22 protein-coding genes are annotated in these 25,194 nt (G+C 35.4%); 18 read left to right on the top strand and 4 right to left on the bottom strand.

Annotated features, from left to right (window positions below):
• Positions 1-45 precede the first annotated feature (45 nt).
• The 9 genes from ACN0U3_RS07665 to ACN0U3_RS07625 all read left to right on the top strand — a co-directional run bounded on the left by ACN0U3_RS07665 (position 46) and on the right by ACN0U3_RS07625 (position 12,766).
• Positions 46-564, top strand: a complete 519-nt coding sequence (locus ACN0U3_RS07665; protein WP_299205153.1) for an OmpH family outer membrane protein — start codon at positions 46-48, stop codon at positions 562-564.
• Positions 565-608: 44 nt separating this feature from the next.
• The gene (locus tag ACN0U3_RS07660; protein ID WP_417265743.1) at positions 609-1,133 is read left to right on the top strand and encodes an OmpH family outer membrane protein; all 525 of its coding nucleotides are present in this window, start codon (positions 609-611) and stop codon (positions 1,131-1,133) included.
• Positions 1,134-1,196: 63 nt separating this feature from the next.
• Entirely contained in the window at positions 1,197-2,018 is an 822-nt protein-coding gene (murI, locus tag ACN0U3_RS07655; protein ID WP_417265742.1) for a glutamate racemase, read from the top strand.
• 2 nt (positions 2,019-2,020) lie between these two features.
• Positions 2,021-2,545, top strand: a complete 525-nt coding sequence (locus tag ACN0U3_RS07650) for a gamma carbonic anhydrase family protein (protein ID WP_417265741.1) — start codon at positions 2,021-2,023, stop codon at positions 2,543-2,545.
• Positions 2,546-2,729: 184 nt separating this feature from the next.
• On the top strand, positions 2,730-6,500 hold the full coding sequence (locus tag ACN0U3_RS07645; protein ID WP_417265740.1) for a carboxypeptidase regulatory-like domain-containing protein: 3,771 nt from the start codon (positions 2,730-2,732) through the stop codon (positions 6,498-6,500).
• Positions 6,501-6,524: 24 nt separating this feature from the next.
• A complete protein-coding gene (locus ACN0U3_RS07640; RefSeq protein WP_417265739.1) occupies positions 6,525-10,736 on the top strand; it encodes a T9SS type A sorting domain-containing protein in 4,212 nt (1,403 codons plus the stop codon).
• A gap of 25 nt (positions 10,737-10,761) precedes the next feature.
• Positions 10,762-11,826: a PorV/PorQ family protein gene (locus ACN0U3_RS07635; RefSeq protein WP_417265738.1), complete on the top strand. Its 1,065-nt coding sequence runs from the start codon at positions 10,762-10,764 to the stop codon at positions 11,824-11,826.
• Between the two features lie 77 nt (positions 11,827-11,903).
• Positions 11,904-12,380 (top strand): transcription elongation factor GreA, encoded by a 477-nt coding sequence (gene greA, locus ACN0U3_RS07630; RefSeq protein ID WP_299205178.1) that lies wholly within the window; start codon positions 11,904-11,906, stop codon positions 12,378-12,380.
• Complete coding sequence (locus ACN0U3_RS07625) at positions 12,377-12,766, top strand: HIT family protein (protein WP_417265737.1); 390 nt, start codon at positions 12,377-12,379, stop codon at positions 12,764-12,766. The genes greA and ACN0U3_RS07625 overlap by 4 nt, the downstream gene beginning before the upstream one ends.
• Here the strand turns inward: ACN0U3_RS07625 and ruvC are convergent, their stop codons facing one another.
• Positions 12,767-13,342 carry a crossover junction endodeoxyribonuclease RuvC gene (gene ruvC, locus ACN0U3_RS07620; protein WP_417265736.1) on the bottom strand — a complete coding sequence of 192 codons (576 nt, stop codon included), beginning with the start codon at positions 13,340-13,342 and terminating at the stop codon, positions 12,767-12,769.
• A gap of 137 nt (positions 13,343-13,479) precedes the next feature.
• On the opposite strand from ruvC, the gene ACN0U3_RS07615 reads away from it, so the two are divergent.
• Together ACN0U3_RS07615 and ACN0U3_RS07610 are read left to right on the top strand one after the other, a co-directional pair.
• Positions 13,480-14,298, top strand: a complete 819-nt coding sequence (locus ACN0U3_RS07615; RefSeq protein WP_417265735.1) for a hypothetical protein — start codon at positions 13,480-13,482, stop codon at positions 14,296-14,298.
• On the top strand, positions 14,291-15,370 hold the full coding sequence (locus ACN0U3_RS07610; RefSeq protein ID WP_417265734.1) for a glycosyltransferase: 1,080 nt from the start codon (positions 14,291-14,293) through the stop codon (positions 15,368-15,370). The genes ACN0U3_RS07615 and ACN0U3_RS07610 overlap by 8 nt, the downstream gene beginning before the upstream one ends.
• On the opposite strand, the gene ACN0U3_RS07605 is transcribed toward ACN0U3_RS07610, so the two are convergent.
• Together ACN0U3_RS07605 and ACN0U3_RS07600 are read right to left on the bottom strand one after the other, a co-directional pair.
• Positions 15,367-16,593, bottom strand: a complete 1,227-nt coding sequence (locus tag ACN0U3_RS07605) for a hypothetical protein (RefSeq protein WP_417265733.1) — start codon at positions 16,591-16,593, stop codon at positions 15,367-15,369. The two genes, ACN0U3_RS07610 and ACN0U3_RS07605, sit on opposite strands and share 4 nt — an antisense overlap.
• 182 nt (positions 16,594-16,775) lie before the next feature.
• On the bottom strand, positions 16,776-17,312 hold the full coding sequence (locus tag ACN0U3_RS07600; RefSeq protein WP_417265732.1) for a c-type cytochrome: 537 nt from the start codon (positions 17,310-17,312) through the stop codon (positions 16,776-16,778).
• Between the two features lie 336 nt (positions 17,313-17,648).
• Here ACN0U3_RS07600 and ACN0U3_RS07595 point away from each other — a divergent pair, with 336 nt between their 5' ends.
• The 6 genes from ACN0U3_RS07595 to ACN0U3_RS07570 all read left to right on the top strand — a co-directional run bounded on the left by ACN0U3_RS07595 (position 17,649) and on the right by ACN0U3_RS07570 (position 21,882).
• On the top strand, positions 17,649-18,872 hold the full coding sequence (locus ACN0U3_RS07595; protein ID WP_417265731.1) for an MFS transporter: 1,224 nt from the start codon (positions 17,649-17,651) through the stop codon (positions 18,870-18,872).
• A 118-nt stretch (positions 18,873-18,990) separates the two neighbouring features.
• On the top strand, positions 18,991-19,707 hold the full coding sequence (locus ACN0U3_RS07590; protein ID WP_417265730.1) for a hemerythrin domain-containing protein: 717 nt from the start codon (positions 18,991-18,993) through the stop codon (positions 19,705-19,707).
• A 29-nt stretch (positions 19,708-19,736) separates the two neighbouring features.
• Complete coding sequence (locus tag ACN0U3_RS07585; protein ID WP_299205206.1) at positions 19,737-20,174, top strand: RrF2 family transcriptional regulator; 438 nt, start codon at positions 19,737-19,739, stop codon at positions 20,172-20,174.
• A gap of 93 nt (positions 20,175-20,267) precedes the next feature.
• Positions 20,268-20,540, top strand: a complete 273-nt coding sequence (locus ACN0U3_RS07580; RefSeq protein ID WP_417265729.1) for a hypothetical protein — start codon at positions 20,268-20,270, stop codon at positions 20,538-20,540.
• 9 nt (positions 20,541-20,549) lie between these two features.
• Positions 20,550-20,972 carry a hypothetical protein gene (locus ACN0U3_RS07575; protein ID WP_417265728.1) on the top strand — a complete coding sequence of 141 codons (423 nt, stop codon included), beginning with the start codon at positions 20,550-20,552 and terminating at the stop codon, positions 20,970-20,972.
• Between the two features lie 7 nt (positions 20,973-20,979).
• On the top strand, positions 20,980-21,882 hold the full coding sequence (locus ACN0U3_RS07570) for a tryptophan 2,3-dioxygenase family protein (RefSeq protein ID WP_299205215.1): 903 nt from the start codon (positions 20,980-20,982) through the stop codon (positions 21,880-21,882).
• 82 nt (positions 21,883-21,964) lie between these two features.
• Here the strand turns inward: ACN0U3_RS07570 and ACN0U3_RS07565 are convergent, their stop codons facing one another.
• Positions 21,965-23,374 (bottom strand): TIGR00366 family protein, encoded by a 1,410-nt coding sequence (locus ACN0U3_RS07565; protein ID WP_417265727.1) that lies wholly within the window; start codon positions 23,372-23,374, stop codon positions 21,965-21,967.
• 756 nt (positions 23,375-24,130) lie between these two features.
• Here ACN0U3_RS07565 and ACN0U3_RS07560 point away from each other — a divergent pair.
• Entirely contained in the window at positions 24,131-25,039 is a 909-nt protein-coding gene (locus tag ACN0U3_RS07560) for a biopolymer transporter ExbD (RefSeq protein WP_417265726.1), read from the top strand.
• Positions 25,040-25,194: the final 155 nt, after the last annotated feature.

Raw genomic sequence — 25,194 nt, 5'->3', positions numbered from 1 at the left:
CCTTTGACAAAGGTAAATAGAACAGTTTTATAAATATAAACAGATATGAAAAACATAATTTTTTTAGTAATCATTTTTTTTGGTACGGCATTTGCTTCTATGGGCCAGAAATACGCTTACATTGATTCAGACTACATTCTAGAAAGCATGCCTGAATATAATGATGCGAAAGCTGAATTAGATAAATACGCAACAAGATGGCAGAAAGAAATAGACGAATTGTATAAACAGATTGAAAAAAGAAAATCAGAATTCCTTAGGGTGGAAGCAATACTGCCGGCTGAAGAAAGAGAAAAACGCCAAGAAGAAATCAGCACTATGGAGTCTGAAGCTCTAGAAATGCAACAATTGAGATTTGGAGTAAGTGGCGATTTGTTTGCCAAAAGAAGGGAGTTGATAGAACCCATTCAAGACAAAGTTTTTGAAGCGCTCGGAAAAGTAGCCAGCAATAGAAATTTTGCCTTTGTTTTTGACAAGGCCAATCAATCAAATCTTATATTTGCTGATCCAAAATATGACATCAGTAAAATGGTGCTTCGAGAAATGGGAATTAGTGCCCGATAATTTAAAATAGAAAACAAAAAGAAAACAGAATCATGAAAAAATTAATGTTAATACTATTAGTAGCAGTTACAACACTAGGAGGTACTGCTTACGGACAAACTCCAGTTGCTCACGTAAATACACAGAAAGTATTGGATACGATGCCTTCACGTAAAAGTGCAATGACAGAACTCGAGAACTTTGAAAGAAGAGCTGTGAAGGAGTTACAAGAAACACAACAGCAACTCCAAGCTGATTATGAAAAGTTGCAACGAGAAAAAGCAACGATGAGCCCAACTGCTTATAAGTTTGAAGAAGAACGTTTAATGAAAAAGTCACAAGAATTCCAAACGCGTCAGCAAGAACTTGATCAACAAATTCAAATTCTAAGTCAAGACTTAAATGCGCCAATTTTAGATATGGTACAAAAAGCAGTGGCGAAAGTTTGTAAAGCAGAGAAAATCAGCTATGTTATTGATGAGTCTTCTCTTTTGTACAGCGGAGGTAGAGATATTACTGACCTGGTAGTGAAAGAAGTTTTAGTACTAGAAAAAGAAAAAGAAGCTGCAGCAGTGAAAGAAAGTAATTAATAAGAATTATACCTATATTAAAGCCGTTATGATTTTCATAACGGCTTTTTTTTATTTTTGTATATGCACAAATTATCCCCAATTGGTTTTTTTGACTCTGGTTACGGAGGGCTTACTGTCTTAAAGGAAGTTCAGCAATTGATGCCTCAATATGACTATTTATACCTAGGGGATAACGCACGTGCGCCATACGGAACCAAGTCCGTTGAAACGGTCTACGAGTACACTTGGGAATGTGTGAAAACATTATTTGATAAAGGATGTGACTTGGTAGTGTTGGCTTGTAATACTGCCTCAGCTAAAGCATTACGCAAAATACAACAGTTTAATTTAGTAAATTATCCAGGGAAAAGGGTGCTAGGAGTTATTCGGCCAAGTGCTGAAATTGTTGGAGATTTTAGTCAGAGCAACAAAATTGTTGTCCTGGGTACAGAAGGGACGATTTCTTCCAATACCTACATAGAAGAGTTTTCTTTCTTAAGCCCACAAACACAAGTGTTTCAATATGCATGCCCCCAATGGGTACCTTTAATTGAATCCCGAGATTATGAAAATGAAAAAGGAAAGGCTTTAATTAGAAAAGATATAGACAATATCTTGAACTTATATGATGATATTGATGTAATGTTGCTAGGATGTACACATTACCCTATTTTACAAAGACTCATTGAAGAGTATGTTCCAAGTACTATTCAAGTAATCAGTCAAGGAGAGATTGTGGCGGGTTCATTAGCATCATACCTAAATCGACATACGTGGATGAGGGATAAACTATCAGAAGGGAAAACAAGTTTGTATCTAACAACAGGGGACCCCAAAGAGTTTGAGGATATGGCATCTAAATTATTAGAAATCGAAGTAAATGTAGAATCTATCAAAATATAATAATGGCATTAATAAAAGAGTGTAGGGGGAAAAACCCTGAGTTTGGTGACAACTGTTGGTTGGCTGAAAACGCTACAGTGGTTGGAGATGTAAAGATGGGGAAGGATTGCTCTGTTTGGTTTTCAGCAGTAATTCGAGGAGATGTTAATAGCATTGAATTTGGAGATAACTGTAATGTGCAAGACGGTGCAGTAGTTCATTGTACTTATGAAAAAACAAAAACAAAACTTGGAAACAATGTTTCTATTGGTCATAATGCAATTGTACATGGATGTACCATAGAAGATAATGTTTTGGTTGGAATGGGTGCAATTGTTATGGATGATGTATATGTCCATGCCAATGTGTTGATCGCTGCTGGAGCTGTTGTTTTAGAAGGAGCAGTTCTCGAATCCAATTGTATATACGCTGGGGTTCCTGCAAAAAAAGTAAAGACACTTTCGGCAGATACATTCAAAGGAGAAGTATTAAGAATAGCAAAAAACTATGGAATGTATGCAAGTTGGTTTTCAGATCCGCATAAATAGACTTGTATATTTACAAACTACTTTACCAATTAACATATTTTATTAAACGGAAAATCGATTTACATTTGTTTGTAACAATTGTGTAATTGTGCATTAATTTTTAATGTTTGTTAAATTTTCTAAATGAAATTTTTCTATATTTACACTTTTTGAATAAATAAGTAAGAATAAATAAATAAATCTTATGATACGAAAACTCTACTTTTTGTTTTTAAGCATCACATTGTCAGTAGGTACTGCATTTGGTCAGGCTGGTAATGGTACGATAAAGGGATCTGTCCTGGACAGTGAATCAAATGAACCCATACCTTTTGTTTCGGTTGTTTTATACCAGGGGGGTATTATTAAAGGAGGAACTGACTCTGACTTTGATGGGAAATTTGAATTCCCTTCAATCACTTCAGGTACTTATGATGTTGAATTCCGTTCTCAGGAATATCAAGCAATGAAAATCGAGAATGTTTCTGTTTCTGCAGAAAGAATTACATTCCTTGACAAAATCAAGTTAACCAAACCTGAAGATGTTCAGCAAATGGAAGAAGTCCAAATTGTTGCTTATAAGGTCCCTCTTATTAATAAGGATGGTGGTGCTCAAGGGCAGACAGTAACAAGAGAAGATATCTCAAAGTTGCCTGTACGATCTGCTTCTGGTGTTGCTGCTACTGTTGGTGGAGTTAACGAATCAGAAGGTTCAGGAGAAATTAGTGTGAGAGGATCTCGTGAGGGTGCGTCTTATTACTATATCGATGGTATTAAAGTAAGAGGGTCTTCAAACCTTCCTAAATCTGCACTTGAAGAAGTACAGGTAATTACTGGAGGGGTTCCTGCAAACTACGGTGATGCAACAGGAGGTATTATTTCTGTAACTACTCGTGGACCATCTTCACGTTACTTTGGATCTCTTGAAGGAGTAACTTCAGGATTTTATTTTCATGGTAAAGATGATCTTGGTTATGATAGTAAAGTTATTGGTTTGGATCAGTTTGGATACAACCTTGTAGAAGGTATGGTTTCTGGTCCCCTTTTAATGAAAAAAGATTCGGCTGGAAATAAAACTGAACCATTATTGGGATTCTTGATCTCAGCTTCATTTAATGATCAAGCAGATTACAGACCATTTGCTGATGGGTCTTGGAGAATTACAAAGGAAGCACGTCAAAATCTTATTGATAATCCTTTGCGTCTTTCTTCTGATGGTCAATCAACTTCACCAAACTCTAACTTTTTGAGAGAGAGCGATTTTGAAAAGACAAATTATAGAATGAATTCACGCAGAACAACGCTTTCTGCTGCTGGAAAAATTGACGTGAATACAGGACCAACTGTAAACCTTTCTTTTGGAGGATCTATGAACTATAGTGGAGGTAAATTGTACAACCGTTATAATTCATTGTATAATTTTGAGAACTTTGGAAATAGAAATACACTAGACTGGAGAGTGTATGGTCGTTTCAGACAAAGTTTCAGAAATGATACTGAAGGGTCTAGTTCTAAGGTGAAAAGTTTTTACTATAACTTAATGGTTGACTATTCGAAAAGAAATGATAAGTATTTTGACGAGAACCATGAGTACAATATCTTTAACTATGGTCACGTTGGATACTACAATACAACTTGGAGACCAACCTATGGCTTCAATGGAGCAAATGATAGTTTAATTCATAACGGTTTTGAATCTGTTATCGTTGACTTCACTCCTTCAGATATTAATCCGACACTTTCTGCAATTACATCTCAGTACTATGAGCTTTATCCAAATCCACAAGGGAAGTATCAAAACTTAGACCAAATAAATACCTATGGTGCATTAAGAAACGGAGACCGTCCAGATAACGTTTATGGAATTTGGGGAAGTTTAGGAACACCTTACGAACAGTATTTCAAATCAGAAGCTGAGCAATTACGTATCACAGGTTCTGCTTCTATTGTTATTGGAGGACACAATATCTCTTTAGGTGTTGAGTACGAACAAAGATGGGACCGTGGATGGGGTGCTGGAAGTTTCTTCTCTAATGCTGGTGAAGGACCTGTTGGAATTTGGAGAGTTGCACGTCAGTATATGAACAACCATATTAGTGAATTAGATTTTAATTCTCCTAGTTATGATTTCTACGGGACATATCCGCGTGTTACTTATGAGCGTTTAAATACAGGTTATGCTGCAAATGCGGGTAATGGTGAATATGGAGGAGCTGTTAATAATGATGAACAGTACTTCTTTGACTATAACTTCAGAAAAGCATTAGGATTGAACCCTGCTGGAAATGACTATGTTAACATCGATGAGTACGATCCAAACATGTTTAGTCTTGATATGTTCTCACCAGATGAATTATTCAATCAAGGTCAAAGCTTTATTTCTTACTATGGTTACGACCATACTGGAGAGAGAGTAACAGGAACAACTGATATTAATTCATACTTTAATGATACAGACGAAAATGGTAACTACAAAAGATTTGTAGGTGCTTACCAACCAACTTACGTTTCTGGATACATTATGGATAAATTCTCTTTTGATGATATTGTATTCAACGTGGGGGTTCGTGTAGATGTTTTTGATGCGAATCAACCAGTTTTAAAGGATCAACACTTATTCTTTAATGCGCGTTCAGTTTCTGAAGCTAGAGCATTGAAAAATCAAGACCCAAATACTTATAGCTGGGTGAATATTCCTGAAAGTATGGGGGATGACTATGTAGTTTATGTAAACAACATAGAAAGTCCTACTCAAATTAATGGATTTAGAAAAGGTGAAGAGTGGTTTGATGCATCTGGTACAACAGTTCAAGATCCATCAACGCTACAAGGTAGTGCAGGTATCGCACCATGGTTGTTAAATCCTGGTCAAACAACGCCTACTGCTGATGCTTTTGAAGATTATAAAGTAGCAATTAACGTTATGCCACGTATTGCGTTCTCTTTCCCTATTTCAGATGAAGCAAGTTTCTTTGCTAACTACGATATCTTAACAAGAAGACCATCGGACGGTGTAAGATTTGACCCAATCGATTATCAATTTGTTACTTCTCGTACGAACAACACCATTAATAACGCAAACTTGCGTCCAGAGAAAACAATTGATTACTCTTTCGGTTTCCAACAAGTATTGACTCGTACCTCTTCATTGAAGTTGAGTGCTTTCTACCGTGAACAAAGAGATCAAGTTCAAATTCGTAACGTATTTGAAGCGTATCCTGCAACTTACAAAACTTATGGAAACCGTGACTTTGGTACTGTAAAAGGGTTGACAGTTGAATATGATTTAAGAAGAACAGGAAACCTAAGAATGACAGCTAACTATACATTGCAGTTTGCTGAAGGAACAGGTTCGGATGCTAACTCATCGTTGTCATTTGTTAACTCAAATCAACCAGATATGAGAACTGTATATCCATTCTCATACGATCAAAGACATTCATTCGCATTCACAGTTGACTACCGTTATGGTTCAGGAAAAGATTACAATGGTCCTGTGATTAAGGACGTTAATATTCTTGAAAATACAGGGATCAACATTGTAACTTTAGTAAATTCTGGAACGCCTTACTCTAAGCAAAAGAACATTACTGCTGCAGCGATGGGAGCAGGAAGTCCACAATTGACAGGAGCTTTAAATGGTTCTCGTAAACCATGGACGTATAGCTTAGATTTCCAGGTAGATAGATCTTTCGATTTAGTATTTGGTAAAGAAGATGAAAAACAAAAACGCGCTTACTTAAATGTTTATGTAAGAGTTACCAACCTTTTGAATCAATTTAACGTAATTAATGTATACAGAGCTACAGGTGTTGCAGATGACGACGGTTACCTAGCAGCAGCAGGTTCTCAAAATACGATTCAAAGTAAATTGGATGAGCAATCGTTTAGAGACCTGTACAGTATGGCAATGAATAACCCATTTAACATTAGTCGTCCAAGAACAATTAGGTTAGGTGTTAAATTCGACTTTTAATACATTAAAAAAAAACAATTAATTATGAGAGCACTTTTAATAATATTAATCGTATTAGGTTCAGTTTTTGAAGCTAATGCCCTTAGACCGCCTTCGTCTTCAAACGAAGCTCCTAAAGATAAACCACTTGGTGGTGGATCAGATGTTTATACAAAAGCAAACTGTCCTCCTTCTGATGCAAAGTTGTTTTTAGAATTTAATGATGTACGAGCTTTAGTAGAAGCGGGTGGATCCTTATGGCAAAACCGTCAAAATGGTTCAGCTTCTTACGAAGTTCCATTAGGTGGAGGTAACCATGTTATTTACTCTGGTTCTATTTGGATGGGAGGAAATGATGTTAATGGTCAGCTGAAATTAGCCGCAATTACTTTTAGACAAGGTAATGACTTTTGGACTGGTCCTTTATCGCAAACTGTTGGTTCTGGTTCGTACGATCCTTCTCAACCTGTTGGTGATGATGCAACAAGAGATTTCGGTGCAGCAACCATCGATCCTGATGTTTGTATTCAGTATGATAGATTCTTTACCATTGCTAAAGCTGAAGTAATTAACTATACTTTAGCTTGGGAATGTGATCAAAATCCTGAGTGTAATGATGAATTTCCTATTACTAATGATGCTATTCAAAGAATTAATAACTGGCCTGCACACGGTGATGTGTCTAGAGGGCAAGATTATTACTTAGCACCTTTTTATGACTACCCTTCTCAAGGTGGTGCTGGTGATGGTGTTTATGATCCTTCGCAAGGTGACATTCCTTGGTTTGATGATATCTTAGGTCGTGACGACGTTGTTTGTGGTTTTGATAGAAGAGTCACACTTTTTGGTGATCTAACGAACTGGTGGGTATTTAACGATAAAGGAAATATTCATACAGAAACAGGTGCCGATCCTATTGGAATGGAAATTCGTGCCCAAGCTTTCTCTTTCGCAACGAATGATGAAGTGAACCGTATGACATTTTATAACTATGAAATGATTAACCGTAGTACGCAAACTTTATATGATACTTACTTTACGCAATTTGTTGATCCTGATATTGGGAACTCAGAAGATGATTACGTAGGATGTGATGTTTCACGTGGTTTAGGATATGCTTATAACGGTCCTAACAATGATGATGGTCAAAGTGGTTCTCCAGGATATGGGGATAACCCACCTGCAGTTGGAGTCGATTTTTTCGAAGGACCTTATCAAGATGCTGATAACATTGATAACGTTGGACCAAGACTAGTTCAACAACAAGATGGGACTTATGAATATGTAGTGCCTACCGTAAATGAAGCAATCCAAGGAGATGGTATCGTTTATGAAGGTATCGGTATTGGTTATTCTGATGGAATAATTGATAACGAACGTTTTGGAATGCGTATATTCAATTACTTCAGTAGACCAGATTTAGCGAGTGTACCTGGTGTGACTGATGACCCGCAAACTGGAGGAGATTACTATAATTACATGACTGGATTCTGGAAAAATAATTCACCATTTGTTTACGGTGGAGATGGTTTCCCTGGAAGTTCAGGAGCAACATCTGTTCCTGCTGCTTATAGTTACCCTGGTGATTCAGACCCATTACATTTTGGAACTAATGGTCAAGATATGGGCTGGAACTGGTCTGAAAGAGATATTGACGGTAGTGGAAACTCTAATACAGCAAACGATAGAAGATTCTTGCAATCTGCTGGTCCTTTTACATTGACTCCTGGAGCAATTAATAACTTAACGGTTGGAGTTGTTTACGGACGTGCTTTTGAAGGTGACGCAGCAGCTTCGATTGAGGCGTTACGTACAAACGATACTAAAGCACAAGCTTTGTTTGATAACTGTTTCGAAATCATGGATCCACCAACAGCACCAGTGTTGGAGATTGTTGAATTAGAAAACGAATTGGTTCTTTTGATTGATAACCCTTATGGTAACAACGTAGATGAATCATTTGCTGAAGAAGACAATATCAATATTGTTGATCCTATTGATGGTTCACCAATTGATAAAGTGTACTCTTTTGAAGGTTACCAAATCTATCAAATGAAAAATAATGAAGCTGGTGTGAGTGATATTGGTGATAATGACTTCGCACGTTTAGTAGCACAATGTGATATCAAAAATGACATCACGCGTATAGTTAACTTTGAATTTGATGAAGAAATTGGATTCTCTGTACCATCGATTAAAGTTGAAGGTGAAAATAGGGGGATACGTCACTCTTTCAGAATTACGGAAGATGCATTTAGTGAAGGTGCTTTAGTAAACCATAAGACTTACTATTATATTGCTATCGCTTATGCTCACAACGAATATAAAGAGTATGATCCAAATGATTCTCAAAAATTAGATGGACAAAAGATTCCATATATTAGCTCTCGTCTAGCTGCTGATGGTAGTGCGATTAAAGCTGTAGCTGGAATTCCACATTCTCCAAAACCAAAGCATGACGGAACAATTGTAAAGCTTCCTTACGGATCTTCACCTGAGATTACAACACTTGATGGTAGAGGAAACGGAAATAGAGTGGTTGACTTAACTAAAGCAACAGAAGACTTTATCGTAGCAAATGGCTCTATTGATACTCCTACATACCAAAAAGGGAGAGGACCAATTGATGTTAAAGTAATTGATCCATTAAATTTAGTTGACGGTTATTTTGTGTTAAACTTTGATAGTTATTCAAAAATAGATACAGCAAGTTGGACATTAAGTCGTTATACAGAAAAAGGTGGAACTTTATTGGAATCTGTGACTTCTGATCGCACGGTAGATTACAACAACGAGCAACTGCTTCCAGATTGGGGTATTTCAGTAACTATTTTTAGAGACTTGTACCCTTGTGCATTAGGATCTTCTAATTGTTCATTCAGAGATAGACATGCAGTTCCTATTGAAGCAACACTTGATTTTTCTGATAGTTCTAAAGTTTGGCTGGGAGGAATTCAAGACATAGATTCCTATGATCCTCGAAACTGGATTGCTTCAGGAACTTATTCGCCAACAGCAGAAGAAGATGATCCTAATGCTGGAATTTTTAACCCTTCATGTTATAAAGACTTCGCAGATATCGATCCTGAAAAAGTGTTCAGTAACATCATTGATGGAACTGTTTCTTTAGGACAACTAGCGAGAAGAAATACATGTGGGTTCACACCAATCGGAGTGCCTGGAACCGGCGGAATCATGTTGCCTGGTGCTTTCTCTTCAATAGAAAGGTTAAAAATGCCTTCTGTTTTCCAAACGAGTGTTGATATTGTATACACAAGCGATAAATCAAAATGGACACGTTGTCCAGTGATTGAATTAGGTAACGATCCAAACTTAAACGTTAATGGTGGTAAACCTGGATTATTACGTCAAAGCCCTTCTATTGATAAAGAAGGTAGACAAGTTGGAATGCCCGGGTATAATGCTTCAGAAGCTAACCCAGATGGTACAACCCCTTATGGTATGGGATGGTTTCCTGGATATGCTATTGACGTTGAAACGGGTCGTAGATTGAACATGGCATACGGTGAAAACTCTTTCTTAATCGGTGAAAACGGTGGAGATATGATGTGGAATCCATCTTCAAATGAGATGTCTCAAACTAACGATGCATTATTAGGTGGACAACATGTTGTCTATGTGTTTGGACATATTGATGGTGTTGTTCCAAATTATGATGAAGGTGTATATGTACATACTCAATTAGACGCTGAGAACCTAAGTGGATATAGAAATGTTTATGGAGCTTTATCATGGGTTGTTAATCCTTTGTTAGTACCAGGTAGAACACTTCTTGAGACTGATGCTAGAATGAGGATTAGAATAAACCAAGAATATACAGAGTATACAAAAACTGGAATGTTCGGCGGTTCTCCAACGTATGAGTGGTCAATGGATGACTTTAAAACAATCAAGAATGACGAAGAGACTCTTGCAGACGCTCTTGATATGATTAATGTTGTACCCAACCCATATTACGCATACTCTGAATACGAAAGAGATAAACTAGATACTCGTGTAAAGATTACTAACCTTCCGGAAAGATGTAAGATTAGAATCTACAATACTTCTGGTAAATTAATCAGAGCATTTGATAAGGATAGTCCAATTACATCTATTGATTGGGACCTTAAAAATGGGGAGAACATTCCGGTTGCTGGTGGAGTTTACTTAATTCACGTAGATGTAGAAGGAATTGGACAACGTGTTGTTAAGTTCTTCGGAGGACTTCGTCAACCAGATTTAGAAAACTTATAAGAACGGACACTAAACTTTTGTAACAATGAATATGTTAAAAACGATTATAAAAGGATCAATGTTTGTGGGAGCTCTAGCTATGAGCTTCCCAACATTGGCCGGAAACGAAGACCGTATCGGTTCTGCTGGTGCAAGTGAAATGTTAGTAAATCCATGGGCCCGATCAACAGCGTTTGGTTCCGCTGGTGTAGCGTCAACAAATGGATTAGAAGCTCAGTTTTCAAACATTGCTGGATTAGCATTTACAGATAAAACTCAAATCAAATTCAACTATACTAACTGGTTAGGTGATGCCAACATTTCTTTAAACTCAGCAGGTATTGCTCAAAGGGTAGGAGATCAAACCGTAGTTGCGCTTTCACTTCAGGCTTTTGGTTATGGTGATATTGATATTACTACTGTAAATTTACCTGAAGGTGGTATTGGTCAATTCACTCCAAGAAAAAACATCATCAATATTGGTGTAGCTCGTGAGTTTTCAAACTCAATTTATGCAGGAATTAATGTGAAGTTACTTAACGAGAATATTGCTAACTTAAAAGCGACTGGATTTGCTTTTGATGCTGGTGTTAGATATGTAACTGGTGAACAAGACCACATTAAGTTCGGTATTACATTGAGAAACGTAGGAACTCCTATGAAGTATCAAGGAGATGGACTTTCTCAGGAAATTTTCTATCAAGGTACTGGTGGAAATGCTACTTTGGTCCAAAGATCGGCTTCTTTTGAATTGCCTTCTTTGTTGGCGCTTGGGTTTGCCTATGACTTCATCTTTGATGAAAACAATAAGTTAACTGCAGCTGCTGCTTTTCACGCTAATTCATTTACAAACGATCAATTCAATATTGGTTTAGATTATGGAATGGCTTTCTCTAAAGCAGCGGTTAATATTAGAGCTGGATTTGTTGGTGAAAAAGCTATTTTCAATAGAGATGAATCTACAACAAGCTTAACTGGTTTAACAGCAGGACTTTCTGTTGATGCATTACTAGGAGATAAAAAAATTCCTTTAGGGTTCGAATACGCAATGCGTTTATCTAACCCATTTGGAGTAATTAATACTTTTGGTGTGACACTTAGTTTGAAATAAGCTAAAAATTATATAACTTTGTTTACAACGAGAGGGTCATTTTGGCTCTCTTGTTTTTTGTTTACTAAACTTTGAACATGTCAAAAATCAATTATTATACAGAAAGTGGACTTCAAAAGCTGAAGGACGAACTCCAAGATATGGAGAGGGTACAACGCCCGCTTATCTCTGCTCAAATAGGTGAAGCTATAGATAAGGGTGATTTATCTGAAAATGCGGAATACGATGCTGCAAAAGAAGCACAAGGTATTCTTGAAATGAAGATTGCTAAATTGAAAGAGATTATATCTAACGCTAGATTAATCGATGAATCTACATTAGATACTTCTAAAGCTTTAATTCTATCTACTGTGAAGATTAAAAACCTTAGCAATAACGCTGAAGTTACTTACACCCTAGTTGCAGAAAATGAAGCTGATTTAAAAGCCAAAAAGATTTCTGTAGATTCACCTATCGGAAAAGGATTGTTAGGGAAATCAGTCGGTGATATTGCTGATGTGGAAACTCCTAGAGGTATTCTCCAATTTGAAATTTTAGAAATTACAAGATCATGAGTACTATCTTTACAAAAATAATTGAAGGCGAAATACCAAGTTATAAAGTTGCCGAAAATGAAAAGTTTTTAGCCTTTCTAGATATACAACCAATTGTTAAAGGACACGTTTTAGTTATTCCCAAAAAAGAAATAGACTATATCTTCGATATTGAGGATGATTTACTTGGTGAGTTTATGAGTTTTGCTAAATCTGTTGCCAAACAAATGAATAAAGTTTTCGATTGTAAAAGAATTGGAGTTACTGTTGTAGGACTTGAGGTTCCACATGCACATATTCATCTAATGCCAATCAATGGTATTGCAGATATGGATTTCAATAAAAAGAAACTCAGCTTCTCTCCAGAAGAAATGGAAAAAATCGCAAATTCAATAAGAGAAGCTTAATTACTTTTTTTTGTTTTCGGGACGCTTATCTCGATCAGGATTTTGATTAATAAAGGCTTTCCAATTGGAGGCCTTTATTTTATTGTGCTCACCTCTTCCTTTGGAATAATAATGACAAATTGCCGCCGCTAATCCATCTGTTGCGTCGAGTTGCTTCGGTATTTCCTTTAAACCTAACAGATGTTGAATCATTGAGGCAACCTGCTCTTTACTGGCCGATCCTTTGCCTGTTATGGCTTGTTTTATTCTTCTAGGTGCATACTCTTCAAAAGGAACGTTACGACTCAAAGATGCCGCTATACAAACTCCCTGCGCCCTTCCGAGCTTTAGCATCGATTGAACATTTTTTCCAAAGAAAGGAGCTTCAATGGCCATTTCATCTGGTTTGTATTCTTTGATAAGCGCATCTACACGCTCAAAGATCCTTTTAAGCTTGTCTGGATGGGTAGCAAGCTTTTGTAAGTGTATTACACCAAAAGTCACTAGGCTCATCTTTCTATTTTTAATGTGAATAATTCCATACCCCATAATGGTAGTACCTGGGTCTATTCCGAGAATTATTTTATCTTCAACCATTATTTGATGTAAGCGTGAATAAAAACATAAAGGTACAAAAGACTTTCGTCTGGACATTAAAAGGCATACTCTTTATTGGTGTATCGTATTTCTTTATTCAACAACTTCTAAAGTTGAAACTAAGTCAACTCCACGATTTGAATATTGAAAGTTTCTACTTTTTTATTTTAGTATTTTTTTTATTTCCACTTAATTGGGGGATAGAATTATTGAAGTGGCAGAGAATATTAAAAGTAAATAAAATATATATCGTTTCTAATACCCTTATACAATCTCTTTTTTCAGGAGTAACAACAGGTATTATAACACCAAATCGTATTGGCAACTTTATTGGTCGAATGTTATTCTTTAAAGGGAAGATAAGGGGACAATTGATCCTTGGAACACTTTATAGTAATTTCGCACAGTTTTTAAGTACCATAACTTTTGGTGCAATTAGCATTATCTGGTTTCATGAAGTTCTTTTTTCCACTTATGGCGAGTTGGCCACATATATTTCGTGTATTATTCTCCTAATAGGTTTGACATTTTATTTTATAATCCCTTATGTCTCACTGCCCAGTTTAAAATTTTTAAATAAAAAAGAGAATTTGCTTAAGCATTTCCAAGTGAATGCTAGACAACTCGTTTTTCCTTTGTTTTATCTTAGTTCTTTGCGTTACTTGATTTTTTCTTTTCAATTTTTATTAATGTTAATGGCTTTTGGTGAACCTTTTTCATTATTGCTGTTGGCTGGGGTGTTTTTTACCTACCTTGTCAGTACTTTAATTCCAAGCTTTGTCTTTGGAAAGCTTTTAATACGGGAAACTTCCGGATTGGTAATTCTTAGTTTTGTGGTTGAAAATGAAATGGTAATTATTGTTTCTTCACTATTACTGTGGTTGATTAATTTAGGAATCCCTTCCTTGATCGGAATGTTTTTTATCTTTAGAAAAAAGTTCCTTTTAAATGCATGAGCTATATCTTTTATTTTTATTGCTGTCATTGCTCTTGTTTTCAGGATTGAAATTGTTGTCTGCTTTTCGTAAAAAACAACATTGTCCTGACTTAAATTTAACGGATCTTAGTGCTGTTATTCCATTCCGAAATGAAGCATTAACACTGACCAAATTTTTAGCATCCTTAAAGATTCAATCTGTTCTTCCTGCAAAAATCATTTTCGTAAACGACCATTCAGAAGATGATTCTGTACAGATAATTGAACAGTTTATTAATAAATATGGTTTAGGAACTTTAATTCATCTCCCTCAAGGTGAGGCAGGAAAAAAAGCAGCTTTAAATCTAGGCATTACTAATGTTGAGACACCATTTGTATTGACTCTCGACGCAGATATTAATTTTAATGAAGATTATTTTGACTCTCTTTCTTCACTTCCTGCTGTTGGTCTACATTCCTTACCTGTTACAATGCAAGGGAAAGGTTTCCTGCAAAAATTATTTAGCACTGAATACTCTTTTTTTAACGCTTTTAATTTTTTGCTTTCATCAATACGACCTATTTCAGTAAGTGGTGCAAATTTACTTTTTGACCGTAATGCAATAAATTATCAAAAACAACTCAAAAAACATAAACACCTTGCTTCAGGAGATGATTATTTCTTGTTAAAAGAATTTCGTCGTAAGCACTTACCTGTATACATTAGTAACGAAACGAAACTTTGCGTAACAAGCTCCGCACCCGATTCTATTGCCTCATACCTAGACCAAAGGGTGAGGTGGTTAAGTAAAAGCAACCACCAGTTGACTGGGGTTGATGTATTGATAGGAGTATTTATTACTGTTTACTTTTTAGGTGGACTTATAGTGCTAGCTTACTCTGTATTGACCTGTTCTTGGATAGCTCTTTTAAGTACTTTCATTATTCGATTTATGATTGATGCTGTAGTTTACTTTAATTATGCCCAAGGTTTAGGTAAAACAAAAGGTGTTTTTATGCTCCCTTTTTTTCAATTGATATATCCCCTGTTATTCTTGACAGTTGCTACCCTGTCTCTCTTTTATAAACCTCGTTGGAAGGGGAGAAGTTAGTGTTTAGATGTATCCTTTAACGAATTTCCTTTTATTTGGAATAGCGTAATAGATGTGATGCTAATAACGAGCAACAAACTAGCAATAAACAACATCCAATTATAATTCGGAAGGAAAGGAAAATTCAATATGACTTCAGCTGGTTTGTAGAAGATTATAAATTCTGTAAAGATAAATCCGAGTAAATACAATCGCATCCCCGTTTTGTTTAAATGTATAAGTTTTGCATTCTCAAGTAAGGCAAATAATGCGATGGTTACTACCCCAAGAAAAACAAGATGTAAGAATCCAATAGTTAGATAAGTGTTGTTGGTTACCAATTCTGCCGTATACTGAAAGGAACCTAAAAGCTGCATAAGCATTTTAATCAAAAGCAGAAAAAAGGACCAACGCATTAATTGCCATCCCATTTTCCCAAAAACTAATCCTATAATCAAATAGTTCTTTCTTATAAATTTGAAGAGGAGAAGAAATGAGAAGAGTTGGATTATTCCTCCGATTACTGATAAACGATAAACCCATTGATGTGGTTCAGTAAAAAGTACGGATAAGAAAAAAGTAAGGACCATTCCGAAATTAAAAGTCGTCATAAATTGCTTAAAAAGTCGAGGGTCTATTCTGATGTCATGGTTTTCTAAAACCTTTAGGAATATTCCGATGACACCGAGTACCATCCATGCATTGTATTGGAAGTGAAGGTAGAAGTATATAGAGGTTCTATACCAAACAGAACCAGGACCTAAAGTCGCCATAACACCACCAATTGCCCAGGGCCCAATACTAGAAATTAGCATGAAAATTATTGCATATTTAGTCACGGTATAGGCGGGCGTATTCTTATGATATTTAGGAATATACTTGAAAAAAGCCCATGCATATAAATAACTCGCAATCAGAAAAGCAGTCGAAAATATGATCGAGAAAAGGGCGTAACCTGTAAAAGGAAAAGTAAGCAGCATTCCAATCACTGTGATGAGTGTGAACCAGAATATTCGGGCATATACTTTTTGGGGAATTATATCTTTAAGAAAGAAATGACCAATTAAAGTTGTAAGACTAAAATAAACCCAACCCAATAAAGCGACATGGGAGTGTGCATGAACAACATATCTGTAATCTATACCTATAGAAGCAATAGCAAAGTAGCGAAGCAATAAACCTAGTAAAGCGGCAATAAGAAACAGACTTAACGCAGTCTGTGCATGTCTTCTTAGGTGAATCATATACTTCTGCTCATTTTAATTAATTTCCCGTGATTTAGTAGGGTGGGTAGTCTTAGGAAAATTGGATTGGAAAAAACAAATGGCAGAAGGCAACTCATCAATTAGCAAATGCTACTGCAGAGCACCTTCATTACCATTATGTTTAAGAATAATTAACGTCTCAAACTAGTGTTTTATTAGGACTAGAATGTTCTGATGTATTCTAAAATAGCACGTGCATCTTCCTCAGAAAGGTTGTAGTTTGTCATTGCAGCACCTTTGTATTCTTCAAATAATGCTTTTGCTAAAGGATCTTCTTTAACCATTACGTCAGGATTGATGATCATATTCAATACCCATTCTGGTGTTCTACGCTCAAGAATATCTTTTTGAGGTGGTCCAACAAAACGTTCATCTGGTTTATGACAAGCCGTACATTGTTGATCGTATAATGTTTTTCCTTTAGCGGCCATTTCTTCATCAATAGCCTCGTCAATGGTTACACTTTTAACAGGTCCAACTCCTTTATTTACGAGGTCAATGCGTTGAGAAGGAAGAACTTCATCAGTCGCTTCTTCTTCGGCAGGTTTATCTGCAGCAGAGTTGTTTGGATTGTTAGGGTTGTTTGGGTTAACAAGAGCAGACTCCTCTTCTTTAGTTTCTGTCTCTGCTTCTCCACCTCCACAACTGTATAATGATACAGCAAGTACAAGTAGCCCAAGTTTAAAATAATTCTTCATAACTGGTTTTTTAATTTAATTAATTAATACAAAAATAGACGTTCTTTATTCGTTTGACTGCAAAATAGTAAAAAAAAGAATGTAAATGTGATTAAAGTCATAAAAAGACAATCAGGTCTTCTATTTGCTGTCTAATGCTTACTAGAATTCCTTCTTGCTTAGCCATGAAAATCTAAGCTTTCGTTCAATTTCAAGCTAGGCAAAACAACTTGGTTTATACAATATCCTGTCTAAAGTTGTTCATGATTAGTCGCATAAAGTAATTGTGAATTACCTTCTTATTTTCACTTCGTTTAACGAAGGAAAGCACTAATTTTGCTTTATTAAAATTGCGTAATGAATAAACTGTTTCAATCTTATAAATCTTCCTTTCAGGGACTGTCTTCAGAATCTTGGATGTTGTCTTTAGTGATGTTATTGAATCGCGTAGGAGGAATGGTCATTCCTTTTCTTACCGTTTATTTAATTACTGAGTTAAACTTCGAAACTGATGAAGCAGGTATTGTTATGAGTTGTTTTGGAATTGGAGGTTTATTGGGGTCTATTGTTGGAGGCTGGTTAACGGATAAAATAGGATCATTCTATATTCAGTTTTTAAGCTTGTTATTGGCTTCACCAATTTTCATTGTACTTTCTACTCTAGAAACAGTTTTAGAAATGTCTCTATTTGTCCTTTTATTAAGTTTTATCAACGAATGCTTTCGTCCTGCCAATTCTGCTTCTATTGCTTTGTATGCCAAAAAAGAGAATTTGACCCGGTCTTTTTCCCTCAATAGACTAGCAGTTAATTTAGGATTTTCATTTGGTCCAGCACTGGGTGGTTTCTTAGCAGCAATTTCTTATGCTTGGCTTTTTTATGGAAATTCAATTGCAAGTCTCATCGCTGCTTTTGTTTTCTTTTGGTACTTTTTTAAAAGAGAAAAACGCAATAAAAAACGAGTAATAGAGCCTGAAGAGCTTACTGGACTTGAAAATACAAGTTCTCCTTACCGAGATAAATGGTTCATTTTCTTTAGTTTGTTTTGTTTCTTATATGCTTGTGTTTTCTTTCAATTATTCACAATAATGCCCATGTTCTATGAAGATAGTTTAGGGTTTAACAATGTGACTATAGGATTATTGCTTGCTTTTAATGGCTTCTTCGTTTTTGCTACTGAGATGCCTATGGTTCAGTTTGCTGACCGTAAATTCAATGTCTATATCAATATTGTTTTGGGCGCTGTTCTCCTTTTTATCGCTTTCGCATGGTTATTAGTTGATGATTCATTGTTCTCCTGCTTTATGTCAATGATGTTTCTTAGCTTATCTGAATTGTTGGTGCTCCCATTTATTGCAACCGTCGCTGCAAAGCGGTCAACAGAAAAGAACAGAGGTTCCTATATGGGATTACAAGGGTTAAGTATTTCAATGGCCTTTGTGGTGATGCCGATCTTGGCTACAAGGCTAGTTCAAGAATATTCCTTTAGTTATTTGTGGTGGGCCAACATCATTGTTTTAATCATTGTTATCTTCGGTTTTTACGGTGTTAAAAACAAAATGCCCGTCAGTATAAAATCATGAATTTCTCGTTATTCTACAGGCTAAGGAATGGCTCTGTTTTTCAATAAAAATATGAAGCCATACATAATAAGATAAAAAAGTCTTTTATATTTGAATTCGAAACTCCTATAATTACATTATGGATAATATATTAGACCAAAAAGTTAAAGATTTAGCAATTGAGAATGACGCATATATTGAGTTTTTCCATCACCATAATGTAGACTTTTACTGTAATGGCAAACTCACTTTAAAACAGGCTTTGCAGAATGCCAATGTTGAAACCGAAGTGTTTTTAGATTATGCCCAATCCATCCTTAACGAAAAACCAAGAAAATATGGAGTTAAAATAGAGGAGTGGCCACTCGATTTGTTAGCAGATTACATTCATAAAACACATCATCAGTATACTGAGCAGACTTTAGTTGAATTGAAATCAGAGGTCAAAACCTTTCTAAAAGATCATGAAAATCAAAAACTAACAGAATTTCAAACCCTGCTAGAACGATTGGCTAAGGAGTTAGGAGGACATATGAAAAAGGAAGAGCTCATTTTGTTTCCACACATCAGAAAACTCATGTTAGCCAAAGGTGAACTGTCGAGCTTTCAATTTAAAACGGTGGTAAATCCAATCAATTTAATGATTCATGAGCACACAAGCGCTTTTGAGTTATTGCAAAGTATTCGTTCAATTTTTGAAGGATATAAATATTCCGAGGAAAATTTTCTTGAAGTAAAAAAGATCATTCAAAAGATGGAGGAATTAGATAGAGATTTGACACTTCATTTGCACTTAGAAAACAATATCCTTTTTCCAAAAGTAGTGATGTTTGAGAAAAATAGATTAAATTTATAGCTTTTAACCTTCTAAATAATGACTAAATAATGTTTTCAAAAGCGTGTGAATACGGGATTAAAGCAACACTCTATATTGCCGAACAGGCACTAAATAGTGATAAAAAAACGGGAGTTAAGGATATTGCTAAAGAAATCGATTCACCCGAAGCTTTCACAGCTAAGATTATGCAGATTCTTTCCAGAAATAAAATCGTCCGTTCTTTAAAGGGTCCTTCAGGTGGTTTTTATATTCCAAAGGAAGATTTAGCTGAAATTAAATTAAGTCAGATTGTAGAGGCTATTGACGGTGATCAAATTTATCGCGGATGCGGATTGGGATTAGCACAGTGTAATGCAGAAAAACCTTGCCCTGTTCATGATAAATTCAAACTAATTCGTGACGAATTAGCCAAAATGCTAACTGAAACGTCTTTATTGGAATTGGCCAATGGCTTGGATTCGGGCTTAACTTTCTTGAAAAGATAATTCAAAATTTTTCTTGTCACATATTTTAAAATATATATATTAGCACTACAGAAGATAAAAAGGTCTTAATATATTCTAATTAAAATTTGAGATATGGGGTGGTTAACCAAACAAGAAGCGAAATTTGAAGAGAACAGATTTGGAGCAATGACTGTCATGCTTACTTTCCAAAGTTGTTTAGGATCGGTAGCAGCAATGCTGGCAATTCAAGATGGAATTTGGGCATTAGTGAGTGTCGTTGCAGTTTTAACAATGTCTTCTAATTCGATGTTTATCGCACAAGCGGAGGCTAAACCGTGTATTGTTACATTTTACTTAAGTGTAGTGGTAAATACTTTAATTATTTTATTCACTGCATTTTATTAGGCAACAATTATGGTTGAACTAGCAATCGTTTCGGTCTACATTTGGATAGGCTTTGTCGGAGCAATTAGTTTTATGGAAGCATGGTTGAAATTTAGAGCTCCAGGTGTTGATCTAAAAATAGGACTAAGTATAGGTCAATTGGTTTTTTCAGCTTTGAATCGTGTGGAATGGACACTTGCATTTTTATTATTAGGCGCATTGCTCTTAAATATTGAAAGTGTACCGAATTATTTTTGGGGAATAATTCTGCTTCCTATTTCTTTTTTATTCATTCAATCGATGGTGTTATTACCCAGGTTAAAAGTACAAGCGCAAGAGAAAATTCGAGGGAATTCCTCCCAAAAGTCATCAATTCACATTTATTACATTATTTTTGAATTGATTAAAGTTGTTACTTTAGCAGGTATAGGATACATGCTTTTTAAATTTTAAATACACTATGGGTCAGGAAGATAAAAACAAAGATTTGATCAGTAAAATCAATAAGAAATATGAAGATTTAGGCGAGAATCCGAACACCTATCTGGAAGGACTATTACAGGCAAAACCGATTACCTACTGGGACTATATAGAAGTGGATACTCTTTTTTCATTGCAGAAACCAAGAACAGATTTTAAAGATGAAAAAATCTTTATTATGTACCACCAGGTTACGGAATTAGTGCTGGGGATGATGATGCACGAATTAAAACAATTGGTCAATGAAGAGCTCTCTGAAGAAGTATGGATAGACAAAATCAATAGGTTGAATCGTTATACTTCCATGTTAATTACGTCCTTTAGTGTAATGAGTCACGGTATGAATTATGACGACTATAATGTTTTCCGTAAAACATTGGCTCCTGCAAGTGGATTCCAAAGTGTTTCCTTTAGGTACATCGAAATTTACTGTACGCCTTTAAAGAACCTTCTTAATGAAAAAGGAAAAGCCAGAATTCCTGAAAATCCAACAACTGAAGATTATTTCGAACATATTTATTGGAAAGATGCAGGAATGGATAGAAAAACAGGGAAGAAGACCCTTACCCTGCGAATGTTTGAAGATAAATACCAAGACAAATTAATTGATAAAGCAAATGAATTAAAAGGGAAGACCCTTGAAGAAAAATTTTTGAAAATGAAAAATCCATCCAAAGAACTGGTGGAAATCCTTCAAGAGTTTGACCAATTATATAATGTTAAATGGCCAATGGTTCACTTGGAGACAGCACAGCATTACCTCGATAAAAAAGGTGAAAATAAAGCCGCAACCGGAGGAAGTGAATGGAAGAAATACCTACATCCGAAACATCAACAACGTAAATTTTTCCCTGAGATATGGGAGGATAATTATGAAGACTAATTATGAATGATGAATGGGGTTGAATGATGCGAATAAATTGTAAGGTGTTTTACTGATTCGAGAAAATGGTGTTATTTTTCAATTAGAATAGTATCAATCCAATTCCAAAAATTAGCACACCAACTAGGAATAGCAAAAATGTATAGGGGAGCAATTGTTGTGGTTTTAGCTGAGTAATTCCCAATAGAGGCAGCGCCCAAAAAGGTTGTAGCATGTTGGTCAGTTGATCACCATAAGCCATGGCTAAAATTGTTTTGGGTAAGTCAGCGCCTAATTGTTGCGCCGTTTCAATAATTATTGGACCCTGAATCGCCCATTGACCACCACCACTCGGGACAAAAAAGTTGACTGCTCCAGCACTAAAAAAGGTGAATAAAGGCAGGGTGTACGCATTGGCAATTGATGTAATTGAATCTGAAAAAAGTACAATAAGCCCACTGCTTTTCATTAAAGCTAAAATTCCAAAATAGAAAGGGAATTGAATTAATATTCCTGAAATGTCACCAATTGCTTCTTGTAAAGCAAGCGTGAAATTGTTAATCGTTTTGTGAAGTGTTAAGGATAATCCTAAAAACATGAGGTTAATAAAATTTAGTTGAATAAAACCAAGGCTGCTTTGACCATCGTAAGCAATTGCTTTGTATATCCCAATAAGCAAAATGGAAAGTCCTAAGCCAATTCCAAGGATTTTACTGTGGTCTAGTCGTTCTGCGCCTTTGTATTGAACTTGTGTTGCTTCTATTTGCGCAGCATTTGTTTTTTTTAATTGTGGGACTGACTCAATTTTGGTTTTCTTGGCAAAGATGTACAAGAATGTAGGGACAATGATTACACAAGCGAGGGTTAAAACAATATTCATTGAAGATCCGATGGTTTGCTCAAAAGGAATACTCGTTGGAAATTCACCAGCAATATTCATTTGCTGCATTAATGCAGGAATATAGCCCTCTTCCATAGATTTAGTTGTTGCACTTCCAGACAAGCCACCATGCCATACCATCATGGTAACATAACCTGCTGCACCTATCAACCCATAATTAACAGCTTTGTTTTCTAGCGCAAATTTCTCACCGACTTTTCTAGCAATTATTGCCCCGAAAATCAAACCTAAACCCCAATTCAATAAGCCCATCGAAATTGCACCGATTGAAACAACGACTACACTAGATGCGGTAGTGGTACAATATTTTAGTAAGGCGTTTATAATTCTTTCAATGGCTGGAGAAAGGGCCAATATGTGACCCAATACCAAAATCAGCATCATTTGAAAGGCAAAATATAATCCACCTCCTGAATTGTCCCACAAACCTTCTTCCCAAGAACCGATTAAGGTTAAAAAGTATTGTCCATGCGAAGTCCCCGCAGGTTTGGTCAAAAATTGAGCGATGATTAATGTTAAAACGGTCAATAAAATAGCAATAGTAAACGGACTTGGTAGGACACGTTTAAAGATCTCAATTGCTTTTTTCGATTGTTTCTCTGATTTTTTCATGGGTATGATTTCGAAGTATAAGCGCCAGGTGAAAGTAATGAAAAAATTGGAAGTTTTTTAGATGATAGGGAAGAGAAAAAAGTGTGATTAGTATGGAGATAATTTACTTTGAGAGGTCGAAATGTTGTGTAAAATTGTTAAGTTAGCTGTGAAATAATTCCACCTAAAGGTGTACAAAATCAATAAATGATTGTAAGGCTTGTAGTCTGATGGTGGGGTTGTGGGTAAGTTGGCGGTAACTTTAGGGCAATTACACCCGTAGTCACAATAAATTAGGACGTGAAAAATTTCAATGATTGGTTTTCATACAGGGTCAACAAGGTTTCATTCTTGATAGCTTTAATATACTGGATATTTGCGAGTATGGCGTTATATGAACTAGCTTATGTAAGATTCAATGATTTGAAAGAACCATTTTTAAATTTCCCAGAATGGCTGTACGGATTTTTATCACCAGGCTATGTAATTGGAGTAATCAGTGTATTTTATGGTGGATATTTATTAGTGATTCCTTTACAATTAGTTACGTTAATTCTACTCGTATTATTTATACGAATTATTATGATATTCTTTTTTGCTTTATTTGGGTGGGATAAAGATTGACTGACTTTTTCAATACTCCTAACATCTAAAAAATACTACAATATACTTCCTTCGAATAATAACACATCTTCAGCTCATTTACTCTCATTTCAAATTATTGCTTAACTTTATGGATAGCAACGAAATTTTAGCTGTGGAACGTTAGCGATAACTATGAAGAAGATAATAATCGTACTAATAAGTTTATTTATTTTTTTGAGTTCTAACGCTCAAGAGGAAACGATTAAGGACAAACTGTATACTTGTATGGTAAATCATTATCATGGCAACAATATAGATTTAAACGCTTCTCTTGATACTTTAGAAAACTATCTAATTTTAAATGATATTTTAAAGTCTAACGATGGAAATGGTAAGGTTCAGTATTACCAAACTATAATTAAAACTGGTGTTATTCAAGGTGTCGAGAGAACTAGTTTAATGGACAGTTTGGCACTTTATTACCCTAGAACCGATTTTATTAATAATTGCATTTTTGTGGTTAATGATTTAGATTCTTCACAGTTTATAAAATCACAATTCTATCAGACAACTGAAAAGGTCAAAAATGATGCGGAAGGATTGATTGATCTTGTAAGTGTCTCAAAGTTAATACTGTCCAATCTATCAGCTAAGGACTTTGAACACCCTTATTATAGAGCAAATATGTTGCTTTCTTTTGTTATGACTTCGGATAGAGAGCAAGCATATATTCGGGCAATCCCAAGTGCAGATAAAGTCACTAGACCCAAAAAGAAGGATGGATTTATAATTGATATAACGAATAATAGCAAACTCCTGGTCAATGATGAAGACATAGATTTAAAAAAATTAGAATTAAGTTTACTAGAATATCTAAACTCAAATAATAAAAAAAGTCATATTCTTTTGATTATTAACACGAAAACAGAGTATGATTACTATTTAGAAATACATTCTTTCGTTGAAAATGTTTACACTAAATTTTGGGACCAAATATCGATAAAAAAGCATAATCTAGAATTCAGGCAACTTGTGGAGAAGGAACAAAATGAAATACAAAGTAGATATCCATTACGGATATTTGAAATATCAGACAAGTAATACCGCTAACACAGCCTTTGCCGTCAGTCTATAAAAACCTTCGATTTTTAAATTACTGAAAAGAGATTGAAAACATCGTTGTGAAATCAGAAGGTGAATTGAGTGAGGTTGGGGTTAAAGGATTGACCTCAATCTAAGAGCTAAGTTTATTTATT

Source organism: Brumimicrobium sp. (genome assembly GCF_048268645.1).
Lineage (GTDB): Bacteria > Bacteroidota > Bacteroidia > Flavobacteriales_D > Crocinitomicaceae > Brumimicrobium > Brumimicrobium ulvae.
The sequence above is the reverse complement of the archived record's forward strand: the minus strand, read 5'-3'. Positions and strand labels throughout refer to the sequence as shown.